Origin of the sequence: Mucilaginibacter ginsenosidivorax (genome assembly GCF_007971525.1) — a bacterium.
Taxonomy (GTDB): Bacteria; Bacteroidota; Bacteroidia; order Sphingobacteriales; family Sphingobacteriaceae; genus Mucilaginibacter; species Mucilaginibacter ginsenosidivorax.
The window spans coordinates 16441-33092 of record NZ_CP042437.1 but is presented as its reverse complement, the minus strand read 5'-3'; the positions used below and the strand labels follow the sequence as shown (position 1 = coordinate 33092).

The window sequence follows — 16652 nt, the reverse complement described above, 5'->3', positions numbered from 1 at the left end:
ATATTTAAATATCAAAGCCCTTTTTAATTTATATGAAGAAACTTATACGTGTTTTATTATTACTTAACGCATTTGTTACCAATAGTCTGTTTGCCCAAAAGGACACGGTAATGTTGTATATGCAGGATACTAATAATGGATACAGCTTTAATAGTGTTGCCAATGGCCAACCTGCTACAAAAAAAGAAGATGCTACTTTTATTAGGGTTCTGTTATCACCAGCAATTGAAGGCGGTTTGAATCGGGTAAACGACTATTATTTAAGTGGCAAGTTGAAGTTTTCCGGCGAATCTTCATCACCCAGCTGGTATCCTCGGTTTGACGGGACGTGTGTATCATATTTCGAGAATGGGCATAAAAAAGGAGTCTATCATTTTGATAAAGGTAGATTAACCGGCGATGTGATTGAATATTTCCCAAATGGACGCGTCAATACTGTAAAGACTATTAGCGACGGGATTTATGTAAACAGTACAGGAATGCCCGGTCTTAAATTGACTCAATGCCTTGATTCAGTGGGAAATGTGCTGGCTGATGGCGGCGATGGAAAGTGGCTTGAGTACCATGGAGGGAATTTTCCATTTGCAGAGGGAATGGTTAAAAAAGGAGTTGAAGATGGGGATTGGCACGGTAAGTTAAATGATACTATAAGTTATACCTGCAAATACGATATGGGGGTGCTAAAAGAGGGTAAAAGCATAAGTACAAAGGGTAATACTCATCTCTTTACTCAAATTCAAAGCTTACCTGAATTTCCCGGTGGCCAGGAAAAATTGATAGCATACATTGGCAGGACACTTGCCTATCCAGCCGATGCGCGTGAAAAAGGGATTCAGGGGAGAGTGCTGGTACAGTTTACGGTTCAAACAGACGGATCGCTGACAGATATTCAGGTGGTGAGAAGTTTGTACCCCAGTTTGGATGAACAAGCACTAAACTGTTTGCGGAAGTCTCCCAAATGGACATCCGGATATAAATATGGTATTAAAACTGCTGTGGTCTATACTATACCTGTAAGTTTTGCATTGGCATATGACCATTGAATAGTATATTGTGCCATTTAGACACTAATCTAAATCAATATTCCTTTAAGTATGCGCAAAAAAAATCAATATACAGCAGCATTTCGGTAGGTAACATTACGACTGCTTAAACTAAGCTCTGAAAATCTGGCTATAGGGTACTAATAAAGTTTAGTTTGGCAGGTCGTTAAGCCAACCCCAAAACCTTACTCGTCCGCTCGCGCGTGGCAACGCTCAAAGCTTCATCGTTTGATAATGATTGGCCGTATGATGGGATCATCTGTTTTAGCTTTTCCTGCCATTCAGTTGTTTTAATGTGGCTTTTAAAGCAGCGTTCAATCAGCTGTACCATAATAGGTACTGATGTTGAAGCACCGGGCGACGCGCCTAACAGGGCCGAAATACTGCCATCTGCTGATGTTACTACCTCGGTGCCAAATTCCAGTACTCCTGTATGCTTAGGATCTTTCTTAATCACCTGTACGCGCTGGCCGGCAATGTCAAGCTCCCAATCTTCGGCCTTAGCTGTTGGCAGGTACTCCTGCAAGGCTTTAAGCCTGTCGGTGGGTGATTGCATTACCTGGCTGATCAAATATTTGGTTAGCGGCCAGTTATCGCGGCCTACGGCAAGAAGGGGTAATATGTTATTGGGTTTTATTGAACAAAACAGATCGAGTAAAGACCCTTTCTTTAAAAAGCGGGTTGAAAAACCAGCGTAAGGGCCAAACAGCAATTCGCGCTTACCGTCAATCATCCGGGTATCCAGGTGCGGTACCGACATTGGCGGCGAACCTACCGATGCTTTACCATAAACTTTAGCTTCGTGGCGCTTAATTACATCGGGGTTAGTACAAACCAGCCATTGCCCGCTCACCGGGAAACCGCCAAAGCCTTTACTTTCTTTAATGCCCGATTTTTGCAGTAATGGCAAAGCACCGCCTCCGGCGCCAACAAACACAAATTTGCTGGTCAGCTTTCTTTTTTTACCGCTTGTTTTATCCTTTACGGTGACCAGCCAACTGCTGTCGCTATTGCGTTTAAGGCCTGTAACATCGTGGTTAAGGCTTAAATTAACCCCCGGTTTTTGCGTCAGCCCATCAATTAAACTGCCGGTAAGGCTGCCAAAGTTTACATCGGTGCCCAAATCCATAAATGTGGCCGATACTGCCTCATTTTCATCACGGCCTTCCATTACCAACGGAATCCATTTTTTTATCTGCCCCTTGTCTTCAGAATATTCCATCCCTTTAAAAAAGTGATGCTTAACAAGCGCCTGCTGGCGTTTTTTCAGGTAGTTTACATTATCGGCTCCCCAAACAAAGCTCATGTGAGGCACTTTGCGGATAAAACTTTCGGCCGAAGGGATATATTTTTTATCGATAAGATAAGTCCAGAATTCTTTGCTTATCTCAAATTGTTCGGCAATTTTGATGGCTTTTTTAATCTCTACAGTACCGTCGGGCAATTCGGGCGTGTAGTTTAATTCACAGAATGCAGAGTGACCTGTACCGGCATTATTCATTGGTGCCGAACTTTCTGAAGCGATAACGTCAAGGCGTTCAAAAATTTCGATAGTTAAATCGGGCTGCAATTCTTTTAGCATTACCCCCAAAGTAGCGCTCATAATACCCGCGCCTATTAAAACCACATCAACCGTTGTTCCCGAAACTTTATCGCTGTTAGCCATCTTAGTATGATACCCTGCAAAAGGTATTTGAAATTATTTATACCAGGTATAACCTGGTTTTTGCAAAATTGTTATGCTGATTTAACCCCTGAAAGCTGATTGAAGCAGGCCGGAATTAAATCTGACAATTTTAAGGATTTTTTATAGAAAATCTGTCGTTATCTGTCCATTAATTGCAATAAAAACAAGGTTTAAATTTAGATAGCCATGTTTTTGAACAGATTACCGTTGTTGTATTTATAATAAATTAACACAAAATGCATAATAGGCTGTATATATTACACCACCATTATGAAGTAAATTATGATACTCAATAAGTTAAACGCCGTTTTTTTTATAATACTTACAACGATATCGGTAAGTGCCTGCAATCAGCAAAAGGCTAAGCCACAGGCAGTATCGGTAGATAGTTTAAAAAGTACGGTTCAGGTAAATGGGAAAAAGGATAGTGTACTGAATAATCCGCAAAAGAAATACGGAATAGCCACCGCAAGCGATCCATGTGTAAAATGCCTGCTGCAGGTAATACAGGAAAGCAAAAGCTTTAAGGCCAACACTGCCAGCTTATCGCCACAGGATATCAACTATACGGTTAATTGGGTAAAAGCTGCCGACCCGGCCCTGAAGCCAGATACCAGCAACAAAACCAACGCTGTGCGTGTTGATGTTAAAAAAATAGAGGACGGAGAAGATAAAGTGTTATGTTCCTATGTCTACAACAATGTAAACGGCACCATGTACCTCATCAACAACCAAAACAAGCTGGAACATGCCGTATCCAGTATCACCCCCGAATTACTTAAAAAGATACGCAATAGTTGTTACTGGGGAGTAGCGTCGGGAAAGTAGGGTGGATGTGCAGATGAAGGCTCTATTTGAGAATTTGAAAATTTGAAGATTTGAAAATGATCATTTTCATTCTGACGAAATCCAGAATAATCTGAAAAATCTGTTGAATCCCGGTTCTGAAAACAAAAAGCGATGAGCACAAGCCCATCGCTTTTATATTTTTTACCTGCAACTGCCAACTGCTTAAGTGGTATAGCCCAGTATCTTCAATACCTGTTTGCTGTTTTGCTCTTCGCCAAAAACTTCAAAGTTGAATGTTTCGTCGCGGTTGCGGCGGATGATAACGTGTTTTGGTGATGGCAATAAACAGTGATGGATGCCGCCGTAGCCGCTTAGTACTTCCTGGTAGGCGCCGGTGTTAAAAAAGCCTAAGTATTGTACCTTGCGGGTTTTGGGCATAAATACACTGTTCATGTGCGCTTCCTGGTTATAGTAATCCTGGCCATCACAGGTGATGCCGCCAAGGTTTACGCGCTCATATTCGCTATCCCAGTTGTTTACAGGTAACAAGATGTATTTTTGGTTAAGCGCCCAAACATCGGGCAGGTTGGTAATGAACGAACCATCCAGCATTAACCAGCGCTCACGATCGTTTTGTTGTTTACGGCCCAATACTTTATACAGGATGCCCGATGCTTCGGCAACGGTATATTTACCAAACTCGGTAATAATATCCGGTTCCATGGTATCGTGCTCCGCGCATATCTCTTTAATACGGCTCACAATCTCGTTGATCATATACTCGTAGTCAAAATCAAACACCAGCGAATCTTTAAAAGGCATACCACCGCCAATATCAAGCGTATCCAGGTGTGGATTGATTTTTTTGAACTTGCAATAAAGCGTTACATATTTTTCCAGCTCGTTCCAGTAGTATGGAGTATCTGAAATACCAGAGTTGATGAAGAAGTGTAACAGTTTTACCTGGAAGTTAGGGTTATCTTCAATTTTGTTATGGTAAAAATCGATGATATCCTCCATACGCACACCTAAACGCGAGGTATAAAACTGCGAATCGGGCTGCTCTTCTGCCGCTATACGGATGCCCAGGTTACACGGGGTATCCATCTCAATTTCATCGTCGTAAAGGTTAAACTCTTCCTTATTATCCAATACCGGGATGATGTTTTTAAAGCCATCATGCAGCATATCGATAATGTAGGTTTTATACTGAAAAGTTTTAAACCCATTACATATCACGGTGATATCTTTGTTAACCGCACCTTTTTTCTCCAGGGCATCGATCATAGGCATGTCAAAAGCCGACGATGTTTCCAGGTGAATATCGTTTTTAAGCGCCTCTTCTACAATGTGCTTAAAGTGCGAGCTTTTGGTACAATAACAATATTTATAGCTGCCGCGATAGTTGTTTTTGATAATAGCCTGCTGAAACAATAGCTTGGCCTGCTGGATCTTTTTTGAGATCTGTGGCAGATAAGTAAAGCGTAGGGGGGTACCATACGTTTCAATCATCTCCATTAAATTAAGGTCCTGAAAGTATAGTTCGTCGTCGATGATTTCAAAACCATCTTGCGGGAAACCAACACTTAAATCAAGAAATTCCTGGTAACTCTGCATCCTTAAAAAATTTGGGGCAAAAATGTGATTTTAAAACGGAATAATTGGCTATTTGTTGGGATAAAATTTATGGTTTGAATGTAATTTGTTTGTGCAGGTGGTTCATGGTTCATAGATCATAGTTCATGGTGGAAAATGAAGTTGCCATGAACTATGATCTATTGGCTATTAACTAAGGGGTAAATGCACCTCGGCCATCATACACCGGGCGCTGCCGCCGCCATTGGTTTCAATAGTATTTATATCGGCGTAAATTATTTTGCCATACTTTTCTAAACTGGCCCGTTGTACATCAATCAAAGCCTCGTAAGCGTTTTTCGACATCACAATTAATATTTCGCCCTTATCATTCTTTACCTCGAGCATATTGCCCGCAAAATGGTTCATCTGCTCAAAGCTGATGGTAATAACCTCCTTTTGAGTTGATTTAAGCGATTCTAAAACAACTATACGCTCGTGAGGGTTAGGAATGCTATCGGCACAAATGACCGCAAATTTGCTGCCTACGCACATCAATACATTGGTATGGTATATCGCTTTGCCATGCTCGTCGGCCGCGTCAAAGCTAATGGCTTTGTAACCGGCCTGTTCACAAAATAAATCTAACACCTGTTTATCAGTACGTGGCGATAGGCAAGCATATGCAATTTTGTTTTCCCTATCCAACACCATGCTCCCGGTACCTTCTAAAAAGCGGTCATCAGCCTCGAAACGGCTCAGGTCAATAATATGACCCACTTTAAATTTATCTTCCAGGTCGGTTATAATATCTTCCCGGCGCTCCAGCCTGCGGTTTTCGGCCTGCATAGGGTAAAGGAAAATTGTGCCGTCATCATGAAATGATACCCAATTATTGGGGAAAATAGAATCGGGTGTGTGGGGCTGTGGCGTATCGTTTACCACGGTTACCTGAACACCGGCGTGCTCCAAAGTTTTTACAAAATGATCAAACTCGGCAAGTGCTTTATCCTGCACGGCCTGCTGGTCGGCATCCCGGTTTTGGAACGCATTGCTTTCGGCAGTTTGCTCATTGAAGCCGAAACTTACCGGCCTTATCATTAATATGTTTGATGTTGATTGGGTGTTAGTCATTGGTCAATGGTCATTAGTCAGAATCAGAATTTACAGAATTTTAGAATTAGCAGAATTTGCTCCCCCTTTCATTTTGTAAATTCTTTAATTCTGTAAATTCTGATTCAGATTACTTTATCTCTTAACAAAGGCATACTCATACAATGAAAACCACCGCGGGCACGGGAAAGTTCAGCAGATGGCATTAAAATTAATGTGTCGGTAATAGTTTTTGGGTCAAGTTCGCCCGATTCAAATTTTTGTAGCAACTCATTAACCTTTATAACTTCAAAGCCGCTTTGTTTAAAAGCTTCCACGGTTTTATCGTTACGGTCGTAACCTAAAACTACGCCCTCTTTCAAGGCCAGCAAGTTGCATGAATCTGTCCATTGTTCGCGGGAATCAAACGGGAATATATTATTGCCCGAGTAAATGAACCGGGTTTTGTCTTCGCTTTGCAGGTCTTTTTCGCTGATACTGGATAACAGGTCTTCAAGGCAATTAAACACTTTTGGTTTCTTGTCTTTCCTGAACTGTACAATCTCGGTTTTGTCCTTTGATTTTTTATCGGCAAACCACGACATTGGCTCCTGCTCTTCCAGCGGCGCCTCGGCCACAGCTAATGAACGCAGCAGTACCCAGGTATTGCGCTTTACCTGGGTAAATACGGTATCAATGTGCATATAGTCGCGCTTGTGCGGTATTTTTACTATGGTTACCTTTTTTACCACATCGTTATCAAACAGTAGTTTAATAGCCTCATTTGCCCCGCTGATAGATGTACGCTCGCTGCAACCTATCAGCAAATGCTGCGGGCTCACCATCATAACATCGCCACCTTCCAGGGTTGTTTTTTCCTGGTTATCCTCACCGGGGCGCAAAAAATGTTGGGCTGTTTCAGGAATCTCTAAAATGTTGTTTTGATAAGCGGCAAACAGCGGGTGATTGAAAAATATATACCGCATCAGTAAAGTTTCGCGAAAACGGGCTTTTTTGGCGGGCTTATTCAGCAGCATGTGGTTGTTTATGGCTATACCCAAATCGCGCGAAAAAATGAGATTGGGAATAGGGGCGAAGATCATTTCGTCATCATTTAATGAACCCGAAATAAAGATCTTGGCCAGCTCAACAGGATCTGTATCTATCAACTGTTGCTGTAGGCGGTAATTACAACTTTCGATGGCACAAACAGAGGCCACCAGTTTTTTGCGGATATCCGGCTGTTGTAAAATATCGGCCAGCAGGGTTTGTATCTCAATAACGTTGTTTGAGGCATGGAAATTGGTATTGTCGGGCTTAAAAAATTCACGCTCGTAGTCGCTTTCTACCTGTTGCAGTTTGCCTTTTATTTTATCCGGATCTAAAAAATAGAGTAGTAGTTTCACGTAATAATCATACTCGTTACGGCGCATGGTATCCAGGTGCACAATATCTTCAAAAAGCCAATCCTGTGCTTTGGAAGGCACAACTTTGCCAAGGCCGCTATCGGGGCTGTGAATGAGCAGGGTACGCAGGGTGCCAATTTCGGAGGTTACATCTATTTTAAAATCGGAGTTTTTTACTGTCATAAATGGAAATGATGGAACACAAATCTATCAGAAAATAAATGAGAAAAGATAGCGGAGCAGGAAAATTGAAACGAGCTGATTAAATATTCTTTTAAATATTGATTATATTTGAATATGGAATTGAAAGTAGAAATAGAGTTTGATGAGTTATTGCATGCTGTGCAGCAATTGCCTGAAGACAAGCGGGCTATTTTGGAGCAGGAATTGAGTAAGATAAGAGAACAGCCCAAAAAAGATGAGTTTACTGATTTTCAGAAATTATTGTTGAGCGGGCCTGTAATTGGCGACGAACAATATAAAGAGTATAAAGAAATAAGAAAACGCTTGAATGGATGGCGGACGAAATAACCCTGTTGGACACCTCCATTTTGATCGAGCACTTTAGAAAAAAGAACCAAACTAAAACTGCTTTTTTTCAACTAACTAAAACAGGTCAAAGATTTGCTGTTTCTACGGTCACACAATATGAAATATATGCTGGCGCATTTGATGATCAGATGGAATACTGGAATTTATTTTTTCGGAAAATGGACATTTTAAATTTCGATGCCAAAGTAGCAGTTACAGCTTCTCAAATTTATATAGATTTAAAAAAGATTAACAAAGGAATAGAGACCGCGGATTTATTTATTGCTGCTACAGCAATCTGCCATAACATCCCGTGTGCTACGCTAAATAAAAGGCACTTTGAACGGATTGAAAAGCTCCGATTAGTTATTTAGGTAACACATTTTGTTCGCCTCTCCAAATTTATTCAGCCAGTATCCCCAATTTAATTAATTTTGCCGCATGGATTTTATTATTGAAGCGGCCGTTAAAGCCATTAAACATTTGTATCAAACAGATGTAGCCCCGGCCGCTATAACCTTACAGGAAACCCGTAAAGAATTTGGGGGACAAGTTACCATAGTCACATTCCCGTTTACCAAATTTTCGCGCAAAGGGCCGGAGCAAACCGGTACCGAAATAGGCGAGTACCTTAAAAATGAGTTAAACGAAGTTGCCGCTTTCAACGTGGTTAAAGGGTTTTTAAATATTTCGTTAAGCGACGAATATTGGATAACACAGTTATATAACCAAATATTACCCGATGATTTTGCTGTAGCTAAGCCTAACGGGCAAAAGGTAATGGTTGAATATTCATCACCAAACACCAATAAGCCGTTGCACCTGGGCCATATCCGAAATAACCTTTTAGGCTTTTCGGTGGCACAAATTCTGGCAGCTGCCGGGTATGATGTTGTAAAGGCAAACCTGGTGAACGACAGGGGTATCCACATTTGTAAATCTATGCTGGCATGGCAAATGTTTGGCAATGGCGAAACTCCTGAGTCGTCCGGCTTGAAAGGCGACCATTTGGTGGGCAAATATTATGTGTTGTTTGATAAAGAGCTGAGAAAACAATTAGTACCGATCCTGGAGCGCATTTACGATGAAAATGATCTGACGCTCTTTAATGATAACCAAAAAGAGAAAATACAGGCGCTGCTGATTAGTATTGATAAGTTAAAGTCAAAAAAATATGCTACTCCCGAAAATGAAACCAAACTTATTACTGAGTTAACCGATAAAATTGGTGCCGAGGAAGATAAGATCAAAGAGATAGCAAAAAATGTAACCTTGCTGATGGTTGAAACCCAGCAGATGCTCCAGAAATGGGAAGCCGGTGATGCTCAAGTTCTCGACCTTTGGAAAACCATGAATGGCTGGGTTTACGCAGGCTTTGCCGAAACTTATAAACAACTGGGTGTTGATTTTGATAAATATTACTACGAATCGAACACCTATTTGTTGGGTAAAGATATTATTGATGAGGGCCTGGAAAAAGGTGTTTTCTTTAAAAAGCCGGATGGTTCGGTTTGGATAGACCTGACTGCCGATGGGCTGGATGAAAAACTGGTTTTACGCGGAGACGGAACGTCGGTTTACATTACCCAGGATTTAGGTACGGCCCAATTAAAATATAACGACTTCCACATGGATAAATCTATTTATGTGGTAGGTAACGAACAGGATTATCACTTTAAAGTGCTTTTCTTGATCCTCAATAAATTGGGCAAGGCAGGTGCCGACGGACTGTTTCATTTATCATATGGCATGGTCGATCTACCTTCGGGCAAGCTGAAGTCGCGTGAAGGAACAGTTGTTGATGCAGATAACCTGATAGCCGAGATGAATGATACTGCTAAACAAAAAACCGAGGCCATGGGCAAGGTGGATGGTTTTAGCAACGAATATAAGCTGCAGTTATACCATACTATAGGCATGGGCGCGCTAAAATATTTCCTGCTGAAGGTTGACCCTAAAAAACGTTTGCTATTTGATCCTAATGAATCAGTAGAATTTGAGGGACATACCGGGCCTTTTATTCAATATACTCACGCCCGTATCAAATCAGTTTTAAATAAAGCAAATTATCTGCAGACGAATCAGATATCAATATCTGAAATTGACGGAGTAGAGCGCGACCTTATTGTACTATTAACCCAATTCCCAACGGTAATAACAGATGCCGCCAATGGCTACAGCCCTGCAATTATTGCAAACTATGTTTACGAGTTGGCCAAGACTTATAATAAGTTTTACCACGAAAAATCGATACTACAGGCAGAAAATGAGGTGCTGAAACAATTTAGATTGGAACTGTCCGCTTCGTCGGCCAAAGTAATTAGCAAAGGAATGGCTTTGTTAGGAATAGATGTACCAGAGAGAATGTAGAGCCACAGCCTCCTGAATAGGGAGTTTAAAAGCAAAACGCATAGTTATTCAAATCACTATGCGTTTTGCTTTTAAAACTATCATTCCCCCTTTAGGGGGTTAGGGGGCCTCGCTTACCTCCAATAACCCCTGTGCCATGCATAGCCATGGCTAACAGGATGCCAGTAGCCTTGTACATAAACACGATTGGCACGTGGCCTTGCATAATACCCGTTGATATAAACATATCTGCCGCCACGCCAGGCCCATTCGCCAGGTATCCAATAAGCCCCCGGATAGGGTGCTGCCGGCCGTACATATACAGGTTCGGCAGGGCGTTCGGCTACATAATAATCTGCTGCGCAGGATGTAAATAGTGATGCTGATAAGGCTAATATTAATCCGGTTTTCGCAATTGTTTTCATCTGTAAAATGTTTAATAGTTACTTACAGACGTTTGACAGTTTCGGGGATTATTGGTTTAATGGAGATTTAGTGAACTTGTTTGCTACTACCAACTCTTTACTACCCGCGGTATATTTATAAAATCCACTCCCGGTTTTTATGCCGCGGTGGCCGGCTGTAACCATGTTTACCAGTAGGGGGCAAGGTGCATATTTTTGATTACCGAAGCCATCGTACAATACTTTTAATATAGCCAGGCAAACATCCAGGCCAATGAAGTCGGCCAATTGTAGCGGACCCATGGGGTGGGCCATGCCCAATTTCATAACGGTATCAATTTCCTGCACTCCGGCTACACCTTCGTATAGCGTATAAATGGCTTCGTTAATCATTGGCATTAAAATGCGGTTGGCAACAAAACCGGGATAATCGTTTACTTCAACAGGGTCTTTATCCAGCTTTTGGGCCAGCTGCATAATGGTTTGCGTGACCGAATCTGATGTAGAATACCCCCTGATCACTTCTACCAATTTCATTACCGGTACCGGGTTCATAAAGTGCATGCCAATTACATTGCCCGGATTTTTGGTGGCAGCCGCAATTTCGGTTATTGATATAGATGATGTGTTGGAAGCCAGAATAACATCGTATGAACAAATTTCGCTTAGTTGTTTAAATAAATTGAGTTTAATTTCCCGGTTTTCGGTAGCGGCTTCAATAACAAGGTCGGCCGATGCAGCACCTTCTTTCAGATCGGTATACGTCTTGATCCGGCTTAGCGTGTTTGTTTTAGCAATCTCATCAATACTGCCTTTTTTTAGTTGCCTGTCAAGATTATTGGTAATTGTTTGTAAGGCCTTTGCCAGTGCATCGGCGTTGATATCAACCAGCGCTACCTCAAACCCATATTGCGCAAAGGTGTGGGCTATGCCGTTACCCATAGTTCCGGATCCAATAACGGTTATGTTTTTCATCATTTATTAGTTTATACAATTACTAAATTGATTCAAATTATTGGTTTTGCAAAACCTCACCAGGGTATTATAGGCTAATAAGAGCTCCGGCATCTGTAATTGCCTTCCTGGTTAGATTTTCAAAAGTGGGTATGGTGCCCAATTCAGGAAGATTTGAATAATTGAGAATATAGCTTTTTGAATAAATATCCTTGGCGCCGTTAAAAATTATACCAATAACGTCTATGTTGTATTTTTTAAGCGCGTGTATGGATAACAGGGTATGATTAATGCTCCCCAGGTAATGCTGTGATACCAGGATCACTTTTGGGTTAAGTTGTTTAATCAGGTCGATCATTAAAAAATTATCGTTCAGAGGCACCATTAAACCGCCTGCGCCTTCAATCACCAGCTGGTTATCTGTTTTAGGTAACACGATATTTTCCATATCGATGCTAATCTTATCAATTGCGGCTGATTTATGAGGTGAAAATGGCTGTGTTAAGCGATATGCTTCGGTATGAAATTTTGTTATAGGATTGGAAACCAGGCTTTGTACTTTCATGGTATCGCTATTATCCAAATCGCCTGATTGGATAGGTTTCCAATAATCGGCTTTTAATTTTTCGGTCACAATTGCCGATGTTATAGTTTTGCCAATACCGGTGCCAATGCCGGTAATAAAAATGGGTTGTTTAGCGGGCATTAATAAAATTATTTACTGTATTGCAAAGCAAAGCTAATTCATTTAAGGTATTAAAACTATGCAGGCATATTCTTATACGTTCCGTACCGGCGGCTACCGTTGGGCTTAAAATGGGTCGTACATCTAAACCGGCTGACTGTAAGGTATTTGCTATCAGGCGGGCCGTGTCATTGTTTTTTAAAATAATACATTGGATAGCGCTATCACTTTGCAATAAAGGGTAATCACTATTGAAGTCAACATGCTTTTTAAAATATGCGATGTTGTTTTTCAAGTTGATAATTTCCTCTTCGGCATTATTTAAAAGCCGATAAGCCATTTTTATCGAAGCTAAATGATGAAAGGAGGGGGCCGTGCTATAAATAAATGGCCGGGCAAAGTTTATCAGGTATTGCTTTAGCACCTTGCTGCCCAGCACAATAGCCCCGTGACTGCCAAGTGCCTTACCAAAAGTGACAACCGTGGCAAACACGCGGTTTTGGAGGCCAAGTTGATTGGTTAAGCCTTTTTTGAATAAGCCAACTGCATGTGCTTCATCAACAATTAAATGCGCACCGTACCTTTCTGTTATATCAACGATATCCTTTATTAGGGCCGAATCGCCGTCCATAGAGTAGATACTTTCAACAACCACATAGCAATTGCCTTTAGATGCCTTTAATTTGGCCTCCAGGCTTTCCATACTGTTATGTTTGAAGCTATACCGGTTGGCGTTACTTAGCCTTGCACCGTCGATAGCCGAGGCATGTATTAATTCATCAAGAATAATGGTATCGCCACGTTGCGCAAGGGACGAGAGCAGACCGAGATTGGCGTCATAACCTGAGTTAAATAGCAAGCCGGCTTCAAATTCATGAAATGCCGCAATTTCCTGTTCCAGGTCTTCGGCATATTGCGAGTTTCCCGAAAGTAGCCTTGAGCCTGTTGAACCGTTTAGGCTCAATGGATGACTATTGAATTCGGCTTTAACATCTTCTTTTAATACAGCCGACCGTGCGAAACCCAGGTAATCGTTTGAGCAGAAGTCGACAAGGCTGTTTCCTGGTTTCAGGCTGCGGTATATGCCGGCTTCCTTTCGCTCGTCAATTTTTATTTTCAGGTGTTCGCTGGCTGATGTCAATTTATGGGATGCTTTAATAGAATATATCTAATGCTGAGCTTTTGCTTTACCATGCAAAAATAAAAAAAGCGGCTCATCGCCGCTTCATTTGTAGTATTATATTGAATTAGTTTTGGGAACCGCCTCCTCCGCCGCCACCTTGTCTCATCCTATCCATCATGTCCTTTTGCAACTTGTCAAAAGCAGTAGCTTGTTCCGGAGTTAAAATAGCTTTCACTTTATCGTTAGTTGCTTTTCTCATCGGCATCATGGCGCTGCGCATTGCGTCCCTGTCGCCATTGGCAGCAGTTCTTACGCTGTCCATTTTTGTAGCCTGCTCTTTATAAATGGCTGTAACCTTAGCGGTTTGATCGTCAGTTAATTTTAACTGTGTCTGCAAATCTTTAGCCCTGTCTTCGGGGCTCTTTCTCATACCGCCACCTTGTGCATGGCTTACTGCCGCAATCCCCATCAGGAAACAGCACATCAACAGAAATTTTTTCATAGCTCTTTTAATTTATTTACGTTTTAATCTTAAGATAAAGATATAACGTAAAGGTTTAAGAAAGCCGATGTAACTTAATTGTTGCTTTGCTGTAAGTTGGATATCGATCGCTGCATCTGGGCCATCATATTGGTAAGACTTTCCATAGTGGGTTCGGGTGTTGGCTGTGGCAATTGGGTTGATATATAGCCTTTTGCCTTCCAAATTTCCAGCACGTCTTCGCCGTTTATTTCATACGGCTCATATACCGGGTTATCAGATATTAACTTTAGCTTTTTATTGTCTTTGAATTTGTTACCTATCCTTTTATATACAACGCCATCATCTTTTGATATTACCACGTAAGTTTCGCCGGGTTTTACGTCTGCCCAGTTTTCAAGGTACTCGGCAATAATAATATCACCCGACACTATCGGCAACATCGAGTCACCTTTTATTTCAAAAGCACGGTAGGTTCCCTGCTTAAACATGGGTAAGTAAAACTTAGGGAGCTTGGCTACATATTCAGGGTCGGCATAGCCATTTAAGTAGCCGGCGCTGGCCTTAAGCGGCACCATTTCAATGTTTTCGTTATCCTCTTTATCAACAGAAATACTCAGCACGCGCAGGTTTGCGGGGTTACCTTTTGGCTTTGGCGTCCACTTTTCATTAATGGTTTCATTAATAAAGTCATCAATACTAATGTCAAAGTAGATTGCTAATTGTTTTAGTAATTCATATTTTGGCTCGGCGCGCTCTTCTTCATAAGCGCCTACCAATGAGCGCTTTATACCCACTTCATCAGCAAACTGCTGTTGGGTAATTCCCTTCTTTTTGCGAAGGAACTTAATATTTTGTGAAATTATTGACATAAAATTTGCATTTGCTAAATTTATTAGTAATTTTATGCTCATAAAGTTAGTAATATTTATTCGTTCACCAAATTTTTTATCAAAAAATGAAACGTTTTGTATATATCATCACCGACAGAAACAGGAAAAATCTTCATGTAGGCTTATGCTCAGACCTGGTAAAAACGCTGCAGTTTTACAGCGATATGCCAACTTTGTTTTTTGATAGCGCGCAGCAGCTTAACCGTTTAGTGTATTTTGAAGAAATTAATACCGAAGAGCAGGCTATGGAACGCTTTAAAGTTGTTAGCACATATACAAGGCCTCAAAAAGAAAAAATGATCAGACCTGTTAACCCTGATTGGGTAGATCTGACCATTGGATTAAAATATGAAAGCGGCATACGTACAAGGCCACAGTTGCGTCCGTCTGTAAACGCTAACAGGCGCGCTATTACTTTTTAATAAATTTTAAAGCGCCCGAATTCATGCAATACCTTTTGCCACCGCGATCGGCAGGGCCATCATCAAAAACGTGACCAAGATGAAGTCCGGTACTTTTTTCTATTACCTCATCACGGCTCATACCGTAGCTATTGTCGGTAACAATGGCAACTTTTTTGGGGTCAACAGCTTTTACAAAGCTTGGCCATCCTGTGCCGCTATCAAACTTGTCCTCGGAGCTGAATAGTACTTCGCCCGTAGCGGCGCTTACGTAAACACCCTTCTCGTGGTTATTCCAGTAATCATTTTTATAAGGCGGTTCGGTGCCGCTTTCAACCATAATATAGTATTGGTTGGGTGTAAGTATTTTCTTCCATTCTGCCGCAGGCTTGCTTAATTTGTGTTTAGCCTGGCCATTACTGCTCTGGCAGCCAAAAGCTGTTATAACGCTTAATATAGCTATAACAAAAATTGATTTTCTCATTACGTTATTCATTTCGTGTTTTTTGAACTATGATTTATCTTTTTAGTCGTAAAACCGGATTAATCCTTACAACTAATTATTGTTAAATACGCAATTGCATTTTAAGCGGTTTGTCATTGCATAGTACATTTAAATAATTTTTGCCTTAGGCAGCAGTACTTTGTTTACCACGTGCAACATGCCGTTATTTTGCTCGATATCAAAACGATTAATGATGCTTTCCCCACCATTTTCATCAATCAATACTATATTTCGGTTAGCATCAATTTTAGCGGTTAGCTTATTGCCAGTCAGCGTAGTAAATGTAGCCGTACCTTTATTTTTATTAATCTGCTTTTCGATATCTTTTGCCTTTAGCCAGCCAGGTATAGCATGGTAGCTCAAAATGCGGGTGAGTTCCCAAAAGTGCGATGGTTTCATTAACGAATCAAGTTTTCCGCCGGGTAAATTCTGAAAAGCGCCATTAACAGGAACAAATACTGTAATAGGGCCACGGCTTTGAAATGTAAGCGCCAGGTTGGCAGTTTTGAGAAAGTTGTAAAACACAGATAAATCCTGTGATAATGCCAGGTTTTTGACAATATCATTTGCCGGTAACATGCCATCGCCCGCAGCAACCTTTAGCGGGCCAATAGCTTTGGGGTTTACAGCGTTTGTTTGTGCAAATAATGTGGAGCCTAATAAAAGCAAAGCAGCAAGCAATATCAATTTTTTCATAGTGGGTTGGTTACAGGTATAACAATCAAACAGTTAAC

Annotated in this window: 18 protein-coding genes; 6 read left to right on the top strand and 12 right to left on the bottom strand. The window is 41.2% G+C overall.

Features of this window, described 5'->3' with window-relative positions; all coding sequences use genetic code 11:
• Nucleotides 1-32 precede the first annotated feature (32 nt).
• A complete protein-coding gene (locus tag FSB76_RS00170; RefSeq protein WP_147051597.1) occupies nt 33-1043 on the top strand; it encodes an energy transducer TonB in 1011 nt (336 codons plus the stop codon).
• A 166-nt stretch (nt 1044-1209) separates the two neighbouring features.
• Here FSB76_RS00170 and FSB76_RS00165 read toward each other — a convergent pair whose 3' ends face one another.
• The gene (locus FSB76_RS00165; protein WP_147051596.1) at nt 1210-2709 is read right to left on the bottom strand and encodes a malate:quinone oxidoreductase; all 1500 of its coding nucleotides are present in this window, start codon (nt 2707-2709) and stop codon (nt 1210-1212) included.
• 303 nt (nt 2710-3012) lie between these two features.
• Here FSB76_RS00165 and FSB76_RS00160 point away from each other — a divergent pair, with 303 nt between their 5' ends.
• A complete protein-coding gene (locus FSB76_RS00160; protein WP_147051595.1) occupies nt 3013-3558 on the top strand; it encodes a hypothetical protein in 546 nt (181 codons plus the stop codon).
• Between the two features lie 183 nt (nt 3559-3741).
• On the opposite strand, the gene FSB76_RS00155 is transcribed toward FSB76_RS00160, so the two are convergent.
• The 3 genes from FSB76_RS00155 to FSB76_RS00145 all read right to left on the bottom strand — a co-directional run bounded on the left by FSB76_RS00155 (nt 3742) and on the right by FSB76_RS00145 (nt 7775).
• Nucleotides 3742-5136 carry an arginine decarboxylase gene (locus FSB76_RS00155; protein WP_147051594.1) on the bottom strand — a complete coding sequence of 465 codons (1395 nt, stop codon included), beginning with the start codon at nt 5134-5136 and terminating at the stop codon, nt 3742-3744.
• 168 nt (nt 5137-5304) lie between these two features.
• Nucleotides 5305-6228: a citrulline utilization hydrolase CtlX gene (gene ctlX / locus FSB76_RS00150; RefSeq protein WP_147051593.1), complete on the bottom strand. Its 924-nt coding sequence runs from the start codon at nt 6226-6228 to the stop codon at nt 5305-5307.
• 104 nt (nt 6229-6332) lie between these two features.
• Nucleotides 6333-7775 (bottom strand): arginine deiminase family protein, encoded by a 1443-nt coding sequence (locus FSB76_RS00145; protein ID WP_147051592.1) that lies wholly within the window; start codon nt 7773-7775, stop codon nt 6333-6335.
• A 114-nt stretch (nt 7776-7889) separates the two neighbouring features.
• Between FSB76_RS00145 and FSB76_RS00140 the strand changes: the two genes are divergently transcribed.
• From FSB76_RS00140 to argS, 3 genes are all read left to right on the top strand, one after another.
• Complete coding sequence (locus tag FSB76_RS00140) at nt 7890-8123, top strand: hypothetical protein (RefSeq protein WP_147051591.1); 234 nt, start codon at nt 7890-7892, stop codon at nt 8121-8123.
• On the top strand, nt 8108-8497 hold the full coding sequence (locus FSB76_RS00135) for a type II toxin-antitoxin system VapC family toxin (protein ID WP_225976370.1): 390 nt from the start codon (nt 8108-8110) through the stop codon (nt 8495-8497). The genes FSB76_RS00140 and FSB76_RS00135 overlap by 16 nt, the downstream gene beginning before the upstream one ends.
• Nucleotides 8498-8564: 67 nt before the next feature.
• The gene (gene argS / locus FSB76_RS00130; protein WP_147051590.1) at nt 8565-10493 is read left to right on the top strand and encodes an arginine--tRNA ligase; all 1929 of its coding nucleotides are present in this window, start codon (nt 8565-8567) and stop codon (nt 10491-10493) included.
• A 113-nt stretch (nt 10494-10606) separates the two neighbouring features.
• Here the strand turns inward: argS and FSB76_RS00125 are convergent, their stop codons facing one another.
• The 6 genes from FSB76_RS00125 to FSB76_RS00100 form a co-directional block, all read right to left on the bottom strand.
• Nucleotides 10607-10897, bottom strand: coding sequence for a YXWGXW repeat-containing protein (locus FSB76_RS00125; protein ID WP_147051589.1), 291 nt, complete (start codon nt 10895-10897; stop codon nt 10607-10609).
• Nucleotides 10898-10945: 48 nt separating this feature from the next.
• The gene (locus tag FSB76_RS00120) at nt 10946-11854 is read right to left on the bottom strand and encodes a 3-hydroxyacyl-CoA dehydrogenase family protein (protein ID WP_449406756.1); all 909 of its coding nucleotides are present in this window, start codon (nt 11852-11854) and stop codon (nt 10946-10948) included.
• Between the two features lie 64 nt (nt 11855-11918).
• A complete protein-coding gene (gene bioD, locus FSB76_RS00115; protein WP_147051588.1) occupies nt 11919-12536 on the bottom strand; it encodes a dethiobiotin synthase in 618 nt (205 codons plus the stop codon).
• Nucleotides 12526-13656: an aminotransferase class I/II-fold pyridoxal phosphate-dependent enzyme gene (locus FSB76_RS00110; protein WP_147051587.1), complete on the bottom strand. Its 1131-nt coding sequence runs from the start codon at nt 13654-13656 to the stop codon at nt 12526-12528. Before FSB76_RS00110 ends, bioD begins: the two co-directional genes overlap by 11 nt.
• 106 nt (nt 13657-13762) lie before the next feature.
• Complete coding sequence (locus FSB76_RS00105; RefSeq protein WP_147051586.1) at nt 13763-14140, bottom strand: Spy/CpxP family protein refolding chaperone; 378 nt, start codon at nt 14138-14140, stop codon at nt 13763-13765.
• Nucleotides 14141-14214: 74 nt separating this feature from the next.
• The gene (locus tag FSB76_RS00100; RefSeq protein ID WP_147051585.1) at nt 14215-14991 is read right to left on the bottom strand and encodes an XRE family transcriptional regulator; all 777 of its coding nucleotides are present in this window, start codon (nt 14989-14991) and stop codon (nt 14215-14217) included.
• Between the two features lie 86 nt (nt 14992-15077).
• Here FSB76_RS00100 and FSB76_RS00095 point away from each other — a divergent pair, with 86 nt between their 5' ends.
• Nucleotides 15078-15434, top strand: coding sequence for a GIY-YIG nuclease family protein (locus FSB76_RS00095; RefSeq protein WP_147051584.1), 357 nt, complete (start codon nt 15078-15080; stop codon nt 15432-15434).
• Here FSB76_RS00095 and msrB read toward each other — a convergent pair.
• Both msrB and FSB76_RS00085 read right to left on the bottom strand, forming a co-directional pair.
• Nucleotides 15424-15897 carry a peptide-methionine (R)-S-oxide reductase MsrB gene (gene msrB / locus FSB76_RS00090; RefSeq protein WP_147051583.1) on the bottom strand — a complete coding sequence of 158 codons (474 nt, stop codon included), beginning with the start codon at nt 15895-15897 and terminating at the stop codon, nt 15424-15426. The genes FSB76_RS00095 and msrB overlap by 11 nt on opposite strands.
• A gap of 129 nt (nt 15898-16026) precedes the next feature.
• On the bottom strand, nt 16027-16614 hold the full coding sequence (locus tag FSB76_RS00085) for a fasciclin domain-containing protein (RefSeq protein WP_147051582.1): 588 nt from the start codon (nt 16612-16614) through the stop codon (nt 16027-16029).
• Nucleotides 16615-16652 lie beyond the last annotated feature (38 nt).